The organism is Mesorhizobium sp., from assembly GCF_004962925.1.
In the GTDB taxonomy this organism is placed as follows: Bacteria; Pseudomonadota; Alphaproteobacteria; order Rhizobiales; family Rhizobiaceae; genus Mesorhizobium.
In genome coordinates this window covers 73,212-91,591 of sequence record NZ_SUEO01000003.1, presented here as the reverse complement: position 1 = coordinate 91,591, position 18,380 = coordinate 73,212, and the positions used below count along the sequence as shown (strand labels likewise).

The following is an 18,380-nucleotide window of genomic DNA, read 5'->3' as shown; positions in this document are numbered from 1 at the left end:
CTCAGTTGGTGAGCGCGAAGGTTTCCAGCTTGGCGGCATTGTCGCCATTGATCAGGACACAGTCCATCAGCTGCTTTTCCTCGGCCGGAGACTTCTTGTTCTTGATGAAGTCGTTGGCCTGCTCGACTGCCATCTGCGCCTGCGCATAGGCCGGCTGCAGGACTGTGGCCTCGATGCCGCCTGAAGCGATCGAGTCGCGCACGTCGTTCGATCCGTCGAAGCCGACGACGATGACGTCCTTGCGGCCGGCGGCGGCAAGGGCGGCATAGGCGCCCATCGCCATCGTATCATTGCCGGAGATCACGCCCTTGATGTCAGGATTGGCCTGGAGGATCGATTCCATCTTGGAATAGGCCTCGGTCTGGCTCCAGTTGGCCGACTGCTGCGCCACCATCTTCAGATCTGGATAGTCGTCGATGACATCGTGGTAACCCTTGGAGCGGATGCCGGCATTGGTGTCGGATTCCTTGCCGACCAGCTCGACGAAATTGCCCTTCTCGCCCATCAGCTTGACGAACTCCTGCGCGCCGAGCTGGGCGCCCTGGTAGTTGTTGGAGACGATCTGCGCGACGGCGACGCCGGTGGCGTTGATCTCGCGATCGATCAGAAAGGATGGAACGCCCGCGTCCTTGGCCTTCTGCACAGCGGCGACCGTGGCGTCGGCGCCGGCATTGTCGAGGATGATCGCCTTGGCGCCGCGGCCGATCGCCGTGTCGATCAGCTCGGACTGCTTGTTGGCGTCGTCGTCATGGACAAGCACCAGCGCTTCGTAGCCGAGTTCCTTGGCCTTGGCTTCCGCGCCGACGGCTTCCGCCTTGAAGAACGGATTGTCGTGCGAGGGCGTGATGATGGCAATCAGATCCGCCGCATAGGCGGGTGCGGCGGTGCCAAGCGCCAGCATGCCGGCAAAGGCCACAAGTGTCATTCTGCGAGTGAGTTTCATGAATTCCTCCCGTTTGAAAAACTATGCCTTGATCAACCCAAGGCCATTGTCTGCATGCAATTCATTTAGATGGCACGGGCGCGGATAGACTGGGTTCAAAGCCGTTTGCCGGCTTCATCTCAACGGAACGTCGCTCCCCAGTCATCCTCCACCCCAGGCCCCGAATTTGCTGCGAAGCCTGATGGTCCGAGCCACCATACAGCTAAGCCAACTGGTATAATGAGTCAATCACTAATTCAGATGACATGTATCGGCGCCCGCGACTTTCCTTCTCCCCCGTGGGAGAGGTGGCCGAGCGAAGCTCGGTTGGATGAGGGTGTTCCAGCTTGGCAATGACGGCGATCCGTCCAACACCCCTCAACCGTCTTGGCGCTGCGCGCCAATCCACCTTCTCCCTCAGGGGGAGAAGGAAAGGTCATCTCAGGTAATCCGCTGAATACTTGCGGCGATCTCTTCCGGCTCGAACACCCGCTTCCAGTCGTCGCGCATCAGCACCGGCTTACCGAACTCGATGGCCTTGTTGCAGGCGTCGGAGAACACCCCCTTGGTCTCACCGAAGATGACGGCGCCGAGCACGTTCATATGGCCGAGCAGGAAATCGAGCGCGGCCTGTGGTTCGACCCCGCGCGCCACGACCTCGTCGACCGCTTCCTTCATGACGACGAGCAGTGAGGCGCAAACGGTTTCCGAGAGGCCGGGCTCCAGCAACGCCATCTGTTCGACCGTGACGCGATGCGATCGCATCACCGGGGCCCAGATGATCTTGGCGATCGCTTCGCCCTTGGCGTAATCCTCTTCCGGCCCCTGCATCAGCGCGCTGACCATGTGCTGCTTAGCCTTGACGCCGCCGAAATAGTCCTTCTTGGCCGCCATGTCGGTCTCGTCGTTGAAGATCGGCGGATGGCAGGGATGGGTGACGAAATAGGTCAGGTCCGGCCGCTTTGGCAGATGGCCGGCGAAAGGGGCGGCGGCGTCGAGCACCACGACCATTGTGCCTGGGGCGAGCTTGCTCTCGATGCTGGTCGCCACCTTGCCGATATGGGTGTCGGGAACCGCCAGGATCACCACATCGGCGCCATTCAGGGCTTCATCGGCGCTGACCGCGTCGATGCCCAGCCCTGTCTTCAGCCGCTCGCAGCCGGCATCGCTTACCTCGACATGGCGAATGGTGTAGGGAGAGCCGCGAAAATTGGTCGACAGGCGGTAACCCATTTTGCCGCCGGCACCAAACAGCGCAATCGTTGTCATCTAGCCGTACTCCTGATCTCGAACGATGACCCTGCCGATCGTCATCTTAGTAGCTGGTATAATCACCCTACCATGTTTTGGCAACCGGATAGGAATCGGATGGGTCCGTATGCCGGCGAGGCGAGCACCGAGAAGTCACGCAGAATCGGCCGTCATCAAAATGCCGGCTGTCAGAGATGAGTTGCTCTGGATGAGACGCAAGCGCGCCCTGCTGCGAATAAGGACAGCTGGATTCTCGGTTATCCGCTGATGCCGCTTTCGAAAATCAATGATGCCGGATCATCAGCGTCCGGGGAACATCGCTTTCAAGCCTTCGCGCGAGGCCTTGGCGACGCCGCGTTCCGTGATCAGGCCGGTGACCAGCCGCGCCGGCGTCACGTCGAAGGCCGGGTTCGCCGCCGGCGTCGCCTCCGGCGACACCCGGACCTGGGCGATCTCGCCGGACGCGGTCTTGCCCCAGACCAGCGAAACCTCGTCGGCCGAGCGCTGTTCGATCGGAATTTCTGCCAGCCCGTCATGCACCGTCCAGTCGATGGTCGGCGAGGGCAGCGCGACATAGAACGGCACGTCATTGTCGGCGGCGGCCAGCGCCTTGAGATAGGTGCCGATCTTGTTGCAGACATCGCCGTCGGCTGTCGTGCGGTCGGTGCCGACGATGACCATGTCGATTTCGCCGCGCTGCATCAGATGGCCGCCCGCATTGTCGACGATCAGCGTATGCGGCACGCCGTGGCCGGCCATCTCCCATGCGGTCAGCTGGGCGCCCTGGTTGCGCGGCCGCGTCTCGTCGACATAGACGTGGACCGGAATGCCGGCTTCGGTCGCCAGATAGATCGGCGCCGTGGCGGTGCCGTAGTCGACGGTGGCCAGCCAGCCGGCGTTGCAGTGGGTCAGGATGTTGACCGGCTCGCCCGGTCGCTTGCGCGCCGCTATTTCCTTGATGATTTCAAGCCCGTTGACGCCGATGGCGCGGTTGAGGCCGACATCCTCGTCGGCGATTTCGCCGGCGCGCCGATAAGCGGCATCAGTGCGTTGCCAAGGCGATAGCGGCCGCAGGACGTTTCGCATCTCGTCGAGCGCCCAGCGCAGATTGATCGCGGTCGGGCGCGTTTCGTGCAAGACCTCCCAGACGCCGTCGAGTGCTGCATCCGAAGGGTCGTCGGCCATCTGAATGGCGACGCCATAGGCAGCGGTGACGCCGATCAGCGGTGCGCCGCGCACCCACATGTCGCGGATCGCGGTGGCGATTCCGGCAACGGTGCCGACTTTCTCCACGCGGAAATCATGCGGCAGCCAGCGCTGGTCGATGATCTCCACCGAACGCCCGTCGTCGCTCAGCCAGATGGTGCGATAGTGGCGGTCGCCGACGTTCAAATTCTTTTCTCCTGTTCGATCAGCGCGGCCAATTTGTTGACCTCGTCGATGCTGTGAATCTGGCGCCGGTTGACGGCGATGTGACGGCCGAACTTCAGCGCCTTCGTCTCACAAGTGGCGCGCAGATCCTCGTCGGCAATGGTCTCGAAATCGGCGTTGTGCGCGAGGCCCAGAATGCGCCGGTGCACCTCGACGCCGGCAAAGCCCAGCATGTCGGTCCAGATCTGATGCAGCACATGGTCGAGCGCCTGTTCGGCGCCAAGCCTGTCGCCCTGATCCTCAAACAGGCTCTTCTGGTAAAGCATGCCGGTCCGTTCGGTTCGCCAAAGATGCGCAAACTCGGTGCGGAACACCGACCATGTCTCGACGGTCACATCGAGCAGATAGGCGCGCATGGCGTCGCGCTTTCCGCTCTGCTCATGGCCGCGCTGCGAGAAGAACGCCATCCAGAAATTGGCGAGCAGCATGCCGACGTCGAAGGCGACCGGCCCGTAGAAGGCGAATTCGGGATCGATCATCCGCGTTTCGGTATCGGTGACCATGATCGACCCGGAATGCAGGTCGCCGTGCAGCAGTGTCTCCGCATTGGCCGCGAATATGTGCTTCAGCCGCTGCGCCTCGACCTTGAGATCGCGGTCGGCGCGCAATTCGGCGACAATGCGGTCGAGCTGTGGGCTCGTATGCCGGTTCATCTTGGCATCGAAATAGGGGTCCGAGAAAACCAGGTTCTCGGTGATGTCGCAAAGCTCGACATTGTCGGCGAACAGCGCCAGATCGGCTTTGCGGTCCTTGGTCGCCATATGCAGGTCGGAGCCGCGAAACAGGGTGCGGGCCATGAACAGGCCGATGTCTCTGGCGATGTTCGGCAACTGCCGGCCTTCGATCAGCGCGCGCCGCAGGATGATGTGCGGCGACAGATATTCCATGATGATCAGCGCCTGGCCTTCGTCAAAGTGATGGATCGCCGGCACCGAACCGGGCGCTCTCGCCTGTTGTCGTGTCAGCGCATGATATTCGAAGAAGGAGCGCTTCAACGGCAGCGGCCAGCTGTCACCGACCAGGCGGACATAGGGCAGGGCCTGCTTGACGACGGCAGCACCCGTGGCGCCCTCGACGATAAAGACCAGGTTCAGATTGCCGTCGCCGACCTCGCGAACCTTCCAGCGGCTTGTATCCTTGCCGATATGCGAACACAGGGCCTCGTTGGCGCCGAGGCGTACCGCCAATGTCTCGACCGACAGTGCTTCGAACGGCGATTTCCCAGTCATCCTCACCCTCCCGCTTATGTGCTCCCATCATAATGGAGCCATGTCGGTCGGGCCAAGCTAGGAAGCTCTCTGGCAATTGTCAATCGTGTTGACAATTGCCGGAACAGCCCCTAGCGTCATAGCCAGGGAGGAACGAATGGGCAATGATGCCGTGTTCCGCGTGGACGGCCTGAGGAAGTCCTTCGGCCATATCGAGGTGCTTGGCGGCGTCTCGCTTGATTTGCATGCCGGCGAAGTAACCGTGCTGATGGGCGCCAACGGCGCCGGCAAATCCACCCTGGTCAAGATCGTCAGCGGCGTCTACGAGCGAGACGGCGGCACGATGAGCCTGGCCGGCCAAGACTTCGCGCACCAGGACTTCGCGCCAAAAACGCCGGCGGAAGCGATCCGCGCCGGCGTCGTCACCGTTCATCAAAACATCAATGACGGGGTCATCGCCGATCTCGATGTCGCCACCAATTTGACGCTCGACAGGCTGAGCGGCAGCGGCGCGCCGACCCTGTTCAATCCAGGCCGGGTGCGTCGCGAGGCAAAAGCGGTCGCCGACCGCATGGGTCTGGCCATCGACCTGAAAGCCCGCATCAGCGATCTCTCGCTGGCCGACCGCCAGATGGTGGCGATAGCCCGCGCCATGGCGCATCAGCCGAAAGTGCTGATCCTCGATGAGCCGACGTCCTCTCTGTCCAGCGCCGAGGCCGACCGGCTTTTCGCGCTGCTCGACAGGCTTCGCGGACATGGCGTCGCAATCCTCTACATCTCGCACCGCATGTCGGACATCAGGCGGCTTGCCGACCGTATCGTCTCGATGCGCGACGGCGTCATCTCAGGCGTCTTCGACCGCAAGCCCCTCGACTACGAAGGTGCGGTCAACGCCATGCTCGGCCGCAAGATCCACCTCGACCGGATCGTCGCCAGGAATTCGGCCAGGCCTGTCCTGACGATCGACGGGTTGCGCATTGCAGAAGGGTCCAGGCCGATCTCGCTGATGCTCGGCGACGGCGAGGTCGTTGCCATCACCGGCCTCGTTGGCGTCGGCAAGACCGCGCTCGCCGAGACGCTCTTTGGCGTGCGCAAGCCGCTCTCCGGGACGATGACGTTGAACGGCAAGCCTTATGCTCCGGGATCGACGGGCGAGGCGATCGCTGCCGGCGTGTTTCTCGTCGCCAAGGACCGGGCCGAAAACGGGATCGTCGGCGACTTCAACATCCAGGAAAATATCAGCCTTCCGTTCCACAAGCGGATGTCGCGTCTCGGCGTACTCAAGCGCCGCGTCGAGCGCGTCACTGCTCGCCGGCAGATCCAGGAGCTGGGCATCGTCTGCCGCTCGGAGAAGGACGAAATGTCCGCCCTTTCCGGCGGCAATCAGCAGAAGGTTATGGTCGCCCGGTGGATGTCGCAGGCCGCAAAACTGTTCATCCTGGACGAGCCTTTTCAGGGCGTCGACATTTCCGCCAGGCGCGATATCGCGGCCAAGCTGCGGGCGAGCGCGAACGGCCGTGCGACGCTGCTGTTCGTCACTGAACTCGACGAGGCGCTGGAGACCGCCGACCGCATCCTGGTGATGTCGGAGCAGACGATCGTCGGCGAACATCGCAATGCCGACATCGACCTCGAGCGCCTGCTGGCCGAAGTGGCGGGCGGGCCGTTGCACAGCGCAGCGTAAGGATCACGGACGATGAGAATTGGAATGGAGAAGGCATGAGTTTGGGTTGGGTAAAGCTGGCAGCCGCGCACCGGAGCGCTGTATGATACTGCGCGACCATGCCATCCGTTACGGCTTCATCATTCTGCTGGTCGGGTTGATCGCCTATTTCGCCATCGCCGCCGGCGGTTTCGTCTCGCCGCAAAGCGCCGTCTTCATTTTCCAATCGGTCGCGATTACCGGCGTGCTGGCGCTTGGCGTCACCGCCACCCTGGTCGTCGGCGGCTTCGACCTGTCGATCGGCTCGGTCGCCACCAGCGCCATGATGGCGGCAGCCTACGTCATGGTGGTGCTGGAGCAGAACGCCGTCGTCGCGGTTATCGCCTGTCTCGCCATCGGTGTCATCGTCGGCCTCATCAATGGCTGGCTGATCGTCTATATGCGCGTGCCGGACCTTCTGGCGACGCTCGGCATGATGTTCCTGCTCGTCGGCCTGCAGCGCATCCCGACCGAGGGCCGCTCGATCGCCACCGGCATGACGATGCCCGACGGCTCGGTCGCCAACGGCACGTTCAGCGCCGCCTTCCTGGCGCTTGGCCGTCACCGCTTCGATTTCTTCATCCCCAACCTCATCCCGGTTTCGGTGGTGGTCCTGCTCGTGCTTGCAGTGCTGATCTGGTTCTTTCTCGAATACACCCGTTTCGGCCGCATGATGTACGCGGTCGGCAGCAACGAACGGGCTGCCGAGCTCGCCGGCGCGCCTGTCAAGGCATACAAAATCTGGGCCTACGTTATTTCAGGAGTTTTTGCTTCGATCGGCGGCATTTTGCTCGCTGCCCGGCTTGGACGTGGCGACATCGCCTCGGGTAATAATCTCCTGCTCGATGCTGTCGCCGCGGCGCTCATCGGCTACGCGGTCCTCGGCGCCGCCAAGCCGAACGCTTTCGGCACGGCCGTCGGTGCGGTGTTTGTCGGCGTGCTGCTGCAGGGCCTGACGATGATGAACGCGCCGTACTACACGCAGGATTTCATCAAGGGCGTGGTTCTCGTGGTTGCCCTTGTCTTCACTTTCGCCCTTTCCGGCAGGGGCAAGAGGTAGGATTTCGACAGATAGGATTTCGATTGGCTGAGATTTGAGTTCAACAAGTGGAGGAAGAAACATGAAGATCACAAGAAGACTTTTGGGGAAGGCAGCACTTGGGCTTGCCGGCGCCGCGCTGCTGATGCAGGCGCCGGCGATGGCGCAGGACAAGCCGGCGCCGTTCGACAAGCCCGGCGCCGTCAAGATCGCGCTGGTCCGCTATCTCTCGACCGGCGACTTTTTCCAGGCCTATCTGTCCGGTGTCGAATCGCAGGCCAAGGCGCTTGGCGTCGATCTGCGCGTCCTCGACAGTCGTCAGGATGCCGCTCTTCAGGCAGACATGGTCGACCAGGCCATTGCGCTTGGTGTCCAGGGCATCATCATCCAGCACGGCCTGACGGAATCGATGAAGGAAGCCGCCCAGCGCGCGGTCGACGCCGGCATCAAGGTCGTCGCTTTCGACGTCAATGTCGAAAACCCCAAAATACCGCAGATCGAGCAGTCCGACCGCGATCTGGCGCGCCTCGCGCTCGAACAGGCGATCAAGGACAATGGCGAGAGCTGGAAGGCCGGTTACGTCTATGTCGCCGGCATCGCGCCGCTCGACCGCCGCAACGAGACCTGGGTCGATTTCAAGAAGAAATATGCGGGCATCAACGAGGCGGCGATGTTCGGCACGCTCGACAATCCGATCGCCAATTCCGTCGCCAACCAGGCTCGTTCGGTGCTGTCGGCCAACCCCGACATCAAAGTGATGTTCGCGCCCTATGATGAGTTCGCCAAGGGAGTGAAGATCGCTGTCGACGAGGCCGGTCTGTCCCAGGACATCAAAATCTATTCGGCCGACATCTCGACCTCCGACATCGCCGCGATGCGCGAGCCTGACAGTGCCTGGGCGGCAACCGCGGCGACCAATCCGGCCGTCGTCGGCCAGGTCTCGGTGCGCGCGCTGGCGCAGCTTTTGGCCGGCGAGGATCCCGGCCATAACGTCATCGTGCCGCCGACACTGATCACCCAAAAGGAGCTGATCGACAAGGACATCAAGAACATGGAGGACCTCTCGGTGAAGCTGCCGCAGTTCGCCCATGCCGATGTCGCGATGCCAGCCTGGATGCCGAACCCGAACGCCAAATAGCTTTTTATCGCAGGCAAAAGAAAAGAGCGGCTTTCGGGCCGCTCTTTTCGCGTCTGGACTGTTCTTGAGCTTACCTCAGCGCCGCCGCGATGTTGCCCCCATCCACCGTCGTCACATCGGCGGTGGTCCGCTCGGCCAGCGCGTGATGCAGGAAGGCCTGGGCCACGTCTTCGGCCGTCACTTCCTGTCCAAGCAGGTTGCCCGACATGTACTCCTTTTCCGACACCCCGCGCGCGCCCGAGCGGCTGGCGATCATGGCGTCGGTCAGCAACCCCGAACGAATACGGTCGGCGTTGACGGCATTGGAGCGGATGCCATGCGCGCCATAGTCCAGGGCATACTGCCTGGACAGGAACAGCGTCGCCGCCTTTGGGATGCCATATGCGCCGAACTTCGGACCCGGATTGATCGCCTGCTTGGAGGTGTTGAACAGAAGCACGCCGCCGGTGCCCTGTTCGAGCATGATGCGCACTGCGTTCTGGGCCGCCGACTGATGGGCGAAGAAATTGAGCTCGAAGCTCTTGCGCAAGGTGGCATCGTCAAGTTCGCCGATCCTGCCTTCCCAAGCAGCACCGGCATTCGAGACGAGAATATCGAGGCCGCCGAAGACGGCGACCGCCTTGTCGAACGCAGCGCGCATCTGCGCCGGATCCGTGATGTCGGCGCCGATGCCGATCGAACTGTTGCCGGCCTTCTTGGCCGCCTCCGTCGCCCTCGACGCATCGAGATCGACAACGACGGCATGGGCGCCATTATCGGCAAACAGCTTTGCGGTGGCCGCACCGATTGCGCCGGCCCCGCCGGTGACCAGCATAACCTGGCCGGTCAGCGGCTTCGGCTTGTTGGAGGCGAGCTTGGCCTGTTCCAGCGACCAGTATTCGAGCGGGAACAGGTCGGCTTTGGACAGCGGACGGAAATCGCCGACCGCTTCGGCTCCGCGTACTGCCTCGATCCACATCTCACCGACGTCGGAGGCGATCTTCGCATCCTTCAGCGTGCGGCCATGGCCGAACATGCCGAGGCCCGGCACCAGCGTCAACCGCGGCATCTGGTCAAGCATCGTGCGCTTCACATCATCGAGCGCGTCGTTGGTTTCGAAGTAGGCGCGATAGTCCTTGGCGAATGTCTCGACATGTTGGCGGATGACGGACTTGTAGTCGCCGACCTTATCCGCATCGGGCGCCGGCAGCGCCATCGGTCCGGTCTTGATGCGGATCGACAGGTCTGGGGTAGACACGCCGCGCCCGGCATAATCGGCAATCTTGGCGGAATTGATGAAATCGACAATCGCGTCCGAGGTGCGGAAATCGCTGATCATGCGGTCGAAGCGACCTTCGCCGCGCGCTACCGCCACTGCGCCGCGCAGCATCGGCGCAATGTCCGCGGGCTTGGCCAAGCTGGCTGGCAAGGCCGATTTTTCGGCAGGCGGCTTGCCGTTTCTGGCGATGAAATCCTCGGCGACATTCACATAATGGATCATCCGCTCGTAAGCCTGTTTGGCATCGTCGCCAAAAGTGAAAATGCCATGCTTGTCGAGGATCAGGCCCTCGATCGTCGGGTCGGCATCGAAGACATCGGCCGCCGCCTTCGCCAGGTCGAAGCCCGGCATGATATAGGGCACGTAACCCATCTTGTTGCCGAAGACCTTCTTGCTCAGCGCCTCGCTGTCGTCCTGGTCGACAATGGCCAGAATCGCGGTCGAGTGCGTATGGTCGACGAATTTATGCGGCAGGAAGGCGTGCAGCAGCGTCTCGACCGAAGGGTTCGGCGAAGACGGATCGATGAGGTTCGCCCGCTGCAGCGCGACCATGTCTTCGTCGGAGAGCTTTTTGAGCGACCGCGCCTTGAGCAGGGCGCCGAGCTTGACCGCCGGCAGGCCCTGCGGCTCGATCACGCCCATGTCCCAGCCGCTGCCCTTGACGCAGAGCACGTCCCATTCGTCGCCGACGAGGTCGGTGGCCTTTGTCTTGCAGGAGGTGTTGCCGCCGCCATGCAGGACAAGCCGCGGTTCGCCGCCTAGAAGCCGCGTCGTGTAGACGCGCAGCGCCAGGTCGCGGGCCACACCCTTCTTTGCATAGTCGGCAACCAGCTTCTCCGCGTCGCCGTCATTCCATAGGTTCTTCATGTTCGCTTCGTCCGATTTCTCTTTTTGTTGTGAACAGGACCGCCGCGACGCTTTGATGACAATGCGCCCGCGGCGGAGTTTTGCGTATCTAGGCGACCTTCTCCGCTGCCGGTCCGGCATGTTCGAGCAGCCGTCGCGCCATCCGCGCACCGACCACCAGATGCGTGCACAGCCCACCAGCGATCGCCGCCACCAGCGGTTCGAACTTGCTTTCCTCCTGCACCACCACGAGGCGCTTTTCAATCTTGCGCAGCGATGACAGCTCTGCCGAAATGACCCGCCGGTTGTAGCTGCAGTCGAGCGCCTTGCCTTGCGCATCGATGATCTGCCCTGCGATGACGCCGGCAGCGCCGGCACGGCGCAGCACGTCCATTTCGCTGGCAGTCAGTGCACCGCATTTGACGACATGGCTGTCGGCATCGACTGTGCCGACCGAGTACAGCGCCAGGTCGCATTCGCTAATGCCCGACAATTGCTCGCGGATCACCGGCTCGGCGCGCAGGCCGCGCGCCAGTTCTTCCGTGGTCAGCACCAGCGGCGCATAGAAGTTGAGCCCCTGGGCATTGAGCCGGCGCGCGATTTCCATGGTGCATTGGTCGGGCCGGTACGAATAAGGGGCTCCGAGATTGCCGCAGAGCTGCACCACCGTGACATCCTGCAGATCGGCATAAGACATGATGTCGGCGATCGTATAGACGGTCCTGCCCCAGGCGACGCCGATGCGGTCACCCTTCTTGACCAGTTCGAGAAAGACGCTCGCTGCCAGCACCGCAATATCGGTCGAAGGATCGGCGACATGGCCGTTTTCCGGCGCGATCCAGACGGCGTCGAGCTTCAACGCGTCTTCAAGCTTCCGTGCCAGGACGTCGTCGGTGAAAAGCTGGGTCGAGGTCGAGATGTTGACGATGCCGGTTTCGCGCGCCTTGCGCAGATACATGGCGACCGAGGCCCGGGAAATCTTGAGCTGGCTGGCCACCTGGTCCTGGCGCAGGCCGTGGGCATAGTAGAGCCAGGCGGCCTTGTGAATAAGCTGTTCTGCCGGTCGGATCGCCATGCCATCTCCTCGCTGACATTATTCACGGCTCTCGACAAAAGTCAAATTGAGCAAGGGCAAACGATGCTCTTTCGTTCGCTTTATCTAGATCGTCATTGTGCCAAAGGCGCTCTATCGTGGCATCGTTGATGGTGACGGACCGGAAGCCTGTGGGTAGAAGGTTCGAGAAAGACGTTACGGGAGGACGGGATGGGCAATCCCTACGAACAGGATCTCGACAGGAATCCGGCCAACCACCAGCCGCTGACGCCGCTCAGCTATCTGGAGCGGGCGGCAAAGACCTTTCCCGACCATGTCGCCATCATCCATGGCCGCCAGCGCACGACCTATCGCGATTTCTGGCGGCGGTCGCTGAAGCTTGCCTCGGCGCTCTCCAAGCGCGGCATCGGCAAGGGCGACACCGTCACTGTCATGCTGTCCAACACCCCGCCGATGCTGGAAACGCATTTCGGCGTGCCGATGACCAAGGCGGTGCTGCATTCGCTCAACACCCGCCTCGACGCTGCTGTCATAGCCTTTCAGCTCGACCATGCCGAAACCAAGGTGCTTTTCGTCGATCGCGAATTCGCAAACGTCGTCAGCGAGGCGCTGGCGCTGGCCAAGGTGAAACCGCTGGTCGTCGACTATGACGATCCCGAATACGCCGCTGACGCCCCCTATCCCAAGGGCGAGCGGATCGGCACGCTCGACTATGAGGGCTTTGTCGCGGGCGGCGACGAGGATTTCGCCTGGTCGATGCCCGACGACGAATGGGATGCGATTGCGCTCAACTACACTTCCGGCACGACGGGCAATCCAAAGGGCGTCGTCTATCACCATCGCGGTGCAGCACTGATGGCCTACGCCAACACCATCCATGCCGGCATGGGCAGGCATGCGGTGTATCTGTGGACGCTGCCGATGTTCCACTGCAATGGCTGGTGCTTTCCATGGACGCTGGCCGTGCAGGCCGGCATCCATGTCTGCCTGCGCTGGGTGCGGCCGAAGCCGATCTATGATGCCATCGCCGATCACGGCGTCACTCATCTCTGCGGCGCGCCGGTCGTCATGTCGGTGCTGATCAATGCCAGGGAGGAGGACAAGCGGCAATTTCCGCAGACGGTCACCTTCAGCACGGCCGCAGCACCGCCGCCGGAAGCGGTGCTGTCGGGCATGGCTGATGCGGGCTTTGCGGTCATCCATCTCTATGGCCTGACCGAGACCTATGGTCCGGCCGTCGTCAACGAATGGCGCAGCGAGTGGGATGGGCTCGAAAAGGGTCTCAGGGCGGCCAGGAAGGCCAGGCAAGGCGTGCGCTATGCCGCGCTCGAAGATCTGACGGTGATGGACCCCGAGACGATGGAGGAGACGCCGGCCGACGGCGAAACGATCGGCGAGGTCATGTTCCGCGGCAACATCGTCATGAAGGGCTATCTGAAGAACCGCAAGGCGAGTGACGAGGCCTTCGCCGGCGGTTGGTTCCACTCGGGTGACCTCGGCGTCATGCATCCCGACGGCTACATCCAGCTCAAGGACCGCTCCAAGGACATCATCATTTCCGGCGGCGAGAACATCTCCTCGATCGAGGTCGAGGAGGCGCTCTACAAGCACCCTGCCGTCGCCTCGTGCGGCGTCGTTGCCAGGCCCGACGACAAATGGGGCGAAGTGCCGGTCGCCTATGTCGAGCTGAAGCCAGGCAAGACGGCGACCGGGGCCGAGATCATCAATCACTGCCGCGCGCTGCTCGCCCGCTTCAAGATCCCGAAAGCGGTGATCTTCGCCGAAATCCCGAAGACCTCGACCGGCAAGATCCAGAAGTTCAGGCTGAGGGAGATGGCGAAAGCCAGTGCACCATAGCTTTGGGGCAGCCGCTGGTGCTCCAGCATGAACGAACCTGAAAGGAGCCAGTCCTATCGCAGGCGGCTTCTAGCGAAGATGCGAGAGCACGTTGAGCAGCTTGCCGGTCGGGTCGGCAATGAAGAAACGTCTTACGCCCCACGGTTCGTCGGTCAAATCATAGACCACTTTGCAACCGATCTCGTTTGCGCGACGATACACCTCGTCCACATCGTCGACCTCGATCGACAAATCGGGCACAGGGGTGCCTGAGCCGCCCTCGCTGGCGATGCTGATCTGGGGGGTGGTTGTTTCGCGGGACGCCAGCGTGACAAGCCACCCGTGATCCATGACGGCATCGAGCCCGAACAGGTCGGAATAGAACGTCCGAACATCCGGAATGCTGTCTGTTGCGATATTCGTGACGATGCGCAGTACGGTCATCCCATGATCTCCTTTTCCGCGGCATTGGATGACAATGCATAGCTGCGCGGGGAGTCAGCCGGGATCAGTATAGACGGCGACGGGCGCCCACAGCAGGCTTCATTAACGCTGTTTCCGCCGAGTGGTGTCAACAGATGTCACCAGTCGTCCAAGACGGATAATGTCACGTGTTGACATTCCGTTGATTTCGAATTACGAGTGACGAAATTCAAAATTCGTCATTCGTAATGAGCTTGAAACAAGATGTATGATACTCTCGATACGACGGCCGACCTAGTCCGGCAGGAGAATGTCGCGCGCATCCTCGACTGCGCAGAGCGACTGTTCCGCCACTACGGCTACGGCAAGACCAATGTCGCCGACATAGCGCGCGAACTCGGCATGTCGACGGCCAACATCTACCGTTTCTTCGCCTCCAAGGTCGAAATCCACCAGGCCGTCTGCGGCCGCATGCTCGCTACCTGCTACCAACTGACCTACGACGCCTGCCATAGTCCCGGAACCGCCAGCGAAAAGCTTCGCCGCTACGCGCAAACGCACTATCAGTGGACCCGCGACACCATGCTCGACCAGGAGAAGGTGCACGAAATGGTCGTCGTTGCCATCGAACGCGATTGGCATGTCATTGAGAAGCATATCGACAGGATCCGCAGCTTGGTGGCGGAGGTCATCAGCGAGGGAATCGCAACCGGCGAGTTTGCCGACCAGGACCCGGAAGTCGCTTCGCGGTGCTTCAGCGCCGCTATCATCACCCTCTGTCACCCTCAGATGGTCGCCCAGTGCCTTGCCAAAGAGAACCGGGCAATGCCGGATGATCTTATCGAGTTTGCGATCAGGGCCTTGAAGAAATGACCGGCGTCGTCCGCCGGTCGTCGACAATTCATCTGCAGTTCGGGAGTACGCAAGTGCCTTTGTCCAAATCCATCATGAACAGGCTGTCGGCCGTTGGTCCCGCTCTGGTCGTCGTCGCGGCGCTCGGGCTCGCCGGCTGCTCGCAAGAAAAAGTGGAAGTCAAGGACATTGTCCGGCCGGTCAAGGTCGTCGAGATCGCCAAGGCCAACGATACCCGTGAGCTTTCCTACTCCGGATCGGTGCGCGCCCGCACCGAGATGAATCTCGGGTTCCGCATCAACGGCAAGATCACCGAGCGCCTGGTCGACATCGGCCAGCGCGTGAAGCCGGGCGACGTTCTGGCCCGCATCGATCCCGCCGACTATGACCTTTCGGTCAACAGCGCCGAGGCCAGCCTCGAGGCCGCCGAGCGGCAGGTCGAGACAACAGGCCTTGCCCGTCGTCGTGCCGAACAGTTGTTTGCCAAGAACTTCGCGTCGAAATCGCAGCTCGAACAGGCAACGCTCAGCTATGACCAGGCGGTCGCTACCCGGAATTCCGCCCGCTCAACGCTTGACCAGGCGAAAAACCAGGTACTCTACACCGATCTCAAGGCGGACAGGAACGGCATCGTCACATCAGTCGCCGCCGATGTCGGTCAGGTGGTCGGCTCCGGCACACCGGTTGTGACTGTTGCCGTCGATGGCGAAAAGGAAGTGCTGATCGCCGTTCCGGAAATGGACATCGCCCAGTTCAAGCCGGGCAAGGACGTCAAGGCAGGCTTCTGGTCCGACGACGCGCTGACGCTCGACGGCAAAGTCCGCGAAGTCGCCGGCAGCGCCGATCAGCAGTCGCGTACCTTTGCCGTCCGCGTCAGCCTGCCCAACGATCCGCGCGTGCTTCTCGGCATGACCGCGAACATCGAAGCTTCGGCGGCCAACAATCGCCCGCAAAGCGTAACGGTCCCGTTGAGCGCGCTGGCACAAAAAGATGGCCAGCAGATCGTCTGGACCGTGGACCGCAACGGCGAGACCGTCCATGCGCGTCCGGTCAAGGTCGCCGAGTTCACCGCCGGCGGCGTGCATGTTGCCGAAGGATTGAAACCCGGCGATGTCGTCATTGCGGCGGGCACACAATTCATGGCCGAGAATCTGAAGGTCAAGCTGACCGGAGATGCGGTGCAACAGTCCGCATCTGCGGACGATGATGGCGACGCCGCCAAGCGCGTGCGCTGACGGCCAAGAATAAAACGGCTTTTCCTCGCATCGGCGCAAGCCGCGAGGTCAAGCGGTTCATGGTTTCCGGGCGGCAGGTGCCCGACTGTCGAGACGTCGGGTCGATGTAACCCCCACATCGATCCTCGCGTCCCACCGCGATGAGTGTCTCTCCGCTCGGAAAGCCTCGCCGCCCGGAAGCCAGCATTAGAAGTTCCGTGGGCATGCCACGTGCGTGCGCTGACGATCAGACAAATGGACTGGCGCTATGACCACCGACATCAATGAAAAGCGGCCCTTCAATCTTTCGCGCTGGGCAATCGGGCACCCGAGCATTGCGCGGTTCCTGTTCGGCCTGATCATCATTGCCGGTGCGCTCGGCCTGATGCGCATGGGCCAGAAGGAAGACCCGGATTTCACCTTCCGCGTCATGGTCGTCCAGGCTGTCTGGCCGGGTGCCTCGATCCAGGACATGGAGGACCAGGTCGTCAACAAGATCGAGCGCAAGCTGCAGGAAACGCCGCATCTCGATTTCGTCCGTTCCTACACACGCGCCGGCAGCGCCATCATCACCTTGCAGGTCGAAGGCGACACCAATCCCGCGCAGGTCGCGGATGCCTTCTACCAGGTGCGCAAGAAGGTCGGCGATATCGCCAATGAGCTGCCTCAGGGGCTGCTTGGACCCTACTTCAACGATGAGTTCGGCGACACTTTCATCACTTTGCATTCGATCAGCGGCGACGGCTACAGCTATCCCGAGCTGAAGAAATTGGCCATCCAGGCGCGCGACATGCTGCTGACGACGCCCGGCGTCGAAAAGGCCGTGATCATCGGCGACCAGCCGGAAAAACTCTATATCGACGTTTCGTCCAAGGCGCTTGCCGAGCGCGGCCTGACGCTGACCGACCTACAGAACGCGATCAAGGGCCAGAACAATGTCGATCCGGCGGGCTCGGTCGATACCGGCACGAACTCGGTGCGCATTTCGGTCGAGGGCGATGTGGCCAAGGCGGCCGACATCCGCGAACTTCGCTTGCGCGCCGGCAACCAGGTGACGCGCCTGGGCGACATCGCGACCGTGACCTCCGGCCTTGAGGATCCCTATCAGCGCAAATACCGCTACAACGGCCACGACAGCGTCCAGGTCGGTGTCGTCATGGCCAAGGGCTTCAACGTCACCGATGTCGGCAAGGACGTCGAGGCGACCTATCACCGCTTCGAAGAGGCGCTGCCTTACGGCGTTTCGGTCGATCAGATCGCCGACCAGCCGGAAGTCGTGCGGGAAGCGGTGGGTGAGTTCATGAAGGCGCTTGGCGAGGCGCTGCTGATCGTGCTTGTCGTCTCGTTCCTGACGATCGGCTGGCGCTCAGGCCTGGTGATCGCGATCACCATTCCGCTCGTGCTGGCCGCTACCTTCGCCATCATGTACGAGATCGGCATCGATCTGCAGCGCATTTCGCTCGGCGCGCTGATCATTGCGCTCGGCCTGCTCGTCGACGACGCGATGATCGTCGTCGAAATGATGGAGCGCAAGCTCGAGGAAGGGTTGGTCAAGGTCGAGGCGGCGAGCTTCGCCTACACCTCGACGGCCTTCCCGATGCTGACCGGCACGCTGATCACCACCGCCGGCTTCATCCCGGTCGGCTTCGCCGCCTCGACTGCCGGTGAATACGTGCGCACGCTGTTTTATGTCGTCGGCATCGCGCTGGTCGTGTCCTGGTTCGTGGCGGTCTATTTCACGCCGTGGCTCGGTAACATGATCCTCAAGCAGCGAAAACACGCCGGCAACCATCACGATGTCTTCGACACGCGCTTCTATCGCCGGCTTCGCGCCACCGTCAGCTGGTCCGTGCGCCACCGCATCATCGTGCTGGTCATGACGCTGGTGACCTTCGCCACCAGCCTGTGGGCGTTCCAGTTCATCCCGCAGAATTTCTTCCCGCAGTCGTCGCGTCCGGAAATCCTTGTCGACCTCTGGCTGCCGGAAGGCACCAGCATCAAGGAAGTCGAAACGCAGGCCAAGGCGCTTGAAACCAGGATGATGGACGACAAGGACAAGCGCTTCATCGCCACCTATATCGGCGAGGGCGCGCCGCGCTTCTTCCTGCCGCTCGACCAGCAGCTTCGCAATCCGAATTTTGCCCAGCTTCTGGTGATGGCCAATGACGAACCGGCCCGCGAACGGCTGATTGTCAAGCTGCGCACC

At 62.0% G+C, this 18,380-nt stretch carries 14 protein-coding genes; 7 read left to right on the top strand and 7 right to left on the bottom strand.

From position 1 onward, the window contains the following. Position 1: 1 nt before the first annotated feature. The 4 genes from E5W87_RS01960 to mtnK form a co-directional block, all read right to left on the bottom strand. Complete coding sequence (locus E5W87_RS01960; protein ID WP_292393467.1) at positions 2-943, bottom strand: D-ribose ABC transporter substrate-binding protein; 942 nt, start codon at positions 941-943, stop codon at positions 2-4. Between the two features lie 420 nt (positions 944-1,363). Further along, positions 1,364-2,191: a phosphogluconate dehydrogenase C-terminal domain-containing protein gene (locus E5W87_RS01955; protein WP_292393465.1), complete on the bottom strand. Its 828-nt coding sequence runs from the start codon at positions 2,189-2,191 to the stop codon at positions 1,364-1,366. Between the two features lie 282 nt (positions 2,192-2,473). Then, the gene (mtnA, locus tag E5W87_RS01950; protein WP_292393463.1) at positions 2,474-3,565 is read right to left on the bottom strand and encodes an S-methyl-5-thioribose-1-phosphate isomerase; all 1,092 of its coding nucleotides are present in this window, start codon (positions 3,563-3,565) and stop codon (positions 2,474-2,476) included. Beyond that, the gene (gene mtnK, locus E5W87_RS01945) at positions 3,562-4,833 is read right to left on the bottom strand and encodes an S-methyl-5-thioribose kinase (protein WP_292393461.1); all 1,272 of its coding nucleotides are present in this window, start codon (positions 4,831-4,833) and stop codon (positions 3,562-3,564) included. The genes mtnA and mtnK overlap by 4 nt, the downstream gene beginning before the upstream one ends. Positions 4,834-4,969: 136 nt before the next feature. On the opposite strand from mtnK, the gene E5W87_RS01940 reads away from it, so the two are divergent. The 3 genes from E5W87_RS01940 (at position 4,970) to E5W87_RS01930 (ending at position 8,691) form a co-directional block, all read left to right on the top strand. After that, positions 4,970-6,496 carry a sugar ABC transporter ATP-binding protein gene (locus E5W87_RS01940; RefSeq protein WP_292393459.1) on the top strand — a complete coding sequence of 509 codons (1,527 nt, stop codon included), beginning with the start codon at positions 4,970-4,972 and terminating at the stop codon, positions 6,494-6,496. Between the two features lie 82 nt (positions 6,497-6,578). After that, the gene (locus E5W87_RS01935) at positions 6,579-7,574 is read left to right on the top strand and encodes an ABC transporter permease (protein WP_292393457.1); all 996 of its coding nucleotides are present in this window, start codon (positions 6,579-6,581) and stop codon (positions 7,572-7,574) included. A gap of 61 nt (positions 7,575-7,635) precedes the next feature. Beyond that, positions 7,636-8,691 (top strand): substrate-binding domain-containing protein, encoded by a 1,056-nt coding sequence (locus E5W87_RS01930; protein WP_292393455.1) that lies wholly within the window; start codon positions 7,636-7,638, stop codon positions 8,689-8,691. A 70-nt stretch (positions 8,692-8,761) separates the two neighbouring features. Here the strand turns inward: E5W87_RS01930 and E5W87_RS01925 are convergent, their stop codons facing one another. Beyond that, complete coding sequence (locus tag E5W87_RS01925) at positions 8,762-10,816, bottom strand: bifunctional aldolase/short-chain dehydrogenase (RefSeq protein ID WP_292393453.1); 2,055 nt, start codon at positions 10,814-10,816, stop codon at positions 8,762-8,764. Between the two features lie 88 nt (positions 10,817-10,904). Continuing rightward, entirely contained in the window at positions 10,905-11,870 is a 966-nt protein-coding gene (locus E5W87_RS01920; RefSeq protein WP_292393451.1) for a sugar-binding transcriptional regulator, read from the bottom strand. Positions 11,871-12,059: 189 nt separating this feature from the next. On the opposite strand from E5W87_RS01920, the gene E5W87_RS01915 reads away from it, so the two are divergent. After that, positions 12,060-13,706 (top strand): acyl-CoA synthetase, encoded by a 1,647-nt coding sequence (locus E5W87_RS01915; protein ID WP_292393449.1) that lies wholly within the window; start codon positions 12,060-12,062, stop codon positions 13,704-13,706. Positions 13,707-13,775: 69 nt separating this feature from the next. On the opposite strand, the gene E5W87_RS01910 is transcribed toward E5W87_RS01915, so the two are convergent. After that, on the bottom strand, positions 13,776-14,129 hold the full coding sequence (locus E5W87_RS01910) for a VOC family protein (protein ID WP_292393447.1): 354 nt from the start codon (positions 14,127-14,129) through the stop codon (positions 13,776-13,778). Positions 14,130-14,372: 243 nt separating this feature from the next. Here E5W87_RS01910 and E5W87_RS01905 point away from each other — a divergent pair, with 243 nt between their 5' ends. The 3 genes from E5W87_RS01905 to E5W87_RS01895 form a co-directional block, all read left to right on the top strand. After that, positions 14,373-14,981: a TetR family transcriptional regulator gene (locus tag E5W87_RS01905; RefSeq protein ID WP_292393445.1), complete on the top strand. Its 609-nt coding sequence runs from the start codon at positions 14,373-14,375 to the stop codon at positions 14,979-14,981. Positions 14,982-15,034: 53 nt separating this feature from the next. After that, positions 15,035-16,195, top strand: a complete 1,161-nt coding sequence (locus tag E5W87_RS01900; RefSeq protein WP_292393444.1) for an efflux RND transporter periplasmic adaptor subunit — start codon at positions 15,035-15,037, stop codon at positions 16,193-16,195. A gap of 247 nt (positions 16,196-16,442) precedes the next feature. Next, positions 16,443-18,380 (top strand): efflux RND transporter permease subunit (locus E5W87_RS01895; RefSeq protein WP_292393442.1); only part of this gene is annotated, 1,938 nt, incomplete at its 3' end.

Excerpts from the sequence above, each read along its gene's own strand:
- E5W87_RS01960 (WP_292393467.1), bottom strand. The coding sequence starts at position 943 with ATGAAACTCACTCGCAGAATGACACTTGTGGCCTTTGCCGGCATGCTG.
- E5W87_RS01955 (WP_292393465.1), bottom strand. The coding sequence starts at position 2,191 with ATGACAACGATTGCGCTGTTTGGTGCCGGCGGCAAAATGGGTTACCGC.
- mtnK (WP_292393461.1), bottom strand. The coding sequence starts at position 4,833 with ATGACTGGGAAATCGCCGTTCGAAGCACTGTCGGTCGAGACATTGGCG.
- E5W87_RS01940 (WP_292393459.1), top strand. The coding sequence starts at position 4,970 with ATGGGCAATGATGCCGTGTTCCGCGTGGACGGCCTGAGGAAGTCCTTC.
- E5W87_RS01935 (WP_292393457.1), top strand. The coding sequence starts at position 6,579 with ATGATACTGCGCGACCATGCCATCCGTTACGGCTTCATCATTCTGCTG.
- E5W87_RS01930 (WP_292393455.1), top strand. The coding sequence starts at position 7,636 with ATGAAGATCACAAGAAGACTTTTGGGGAAGGCAGCACTTGGGCTTGCC.
- E5W87_RS01925 (WP_292393453.1), bottom strand. The coding sequence starts at position 10,816 with ATGAAGAACCTATGGAATGACGGCGACGCGGAGAAGCTGGTTGCCGAC.
- E5W87_RS01920 (WP_292393451.1), bottom strand. The coding sequence starts at position 11,870 with ATGGCGATCCGACCGGCAGAACAGCTTATTCACAAGGCCGCCTGGCTC.
- E5W87_RS01915 (WP_292393449.1), top strand. The coding sequence starts at position 12,060 with ATGGGCAATCCCTACGAACAGGATCTCGACAGGAATCCGGCCAACCAC.
- E5W87_RS01910 (WP_292393447.1), bottom strand. The coding sequence starts at position 14,129 with ATGACCGTACTGCGCATCGTCACGAATATCGCAACAGACAGCATTCCG.
- E5W87_RS01905 (WP_292393445.1), top strand. The coding sequence starts at position 14,373 with ATGTATGATACTCTCGATACGACGGCCGACCTAGTCCGGCAGGAGAAT.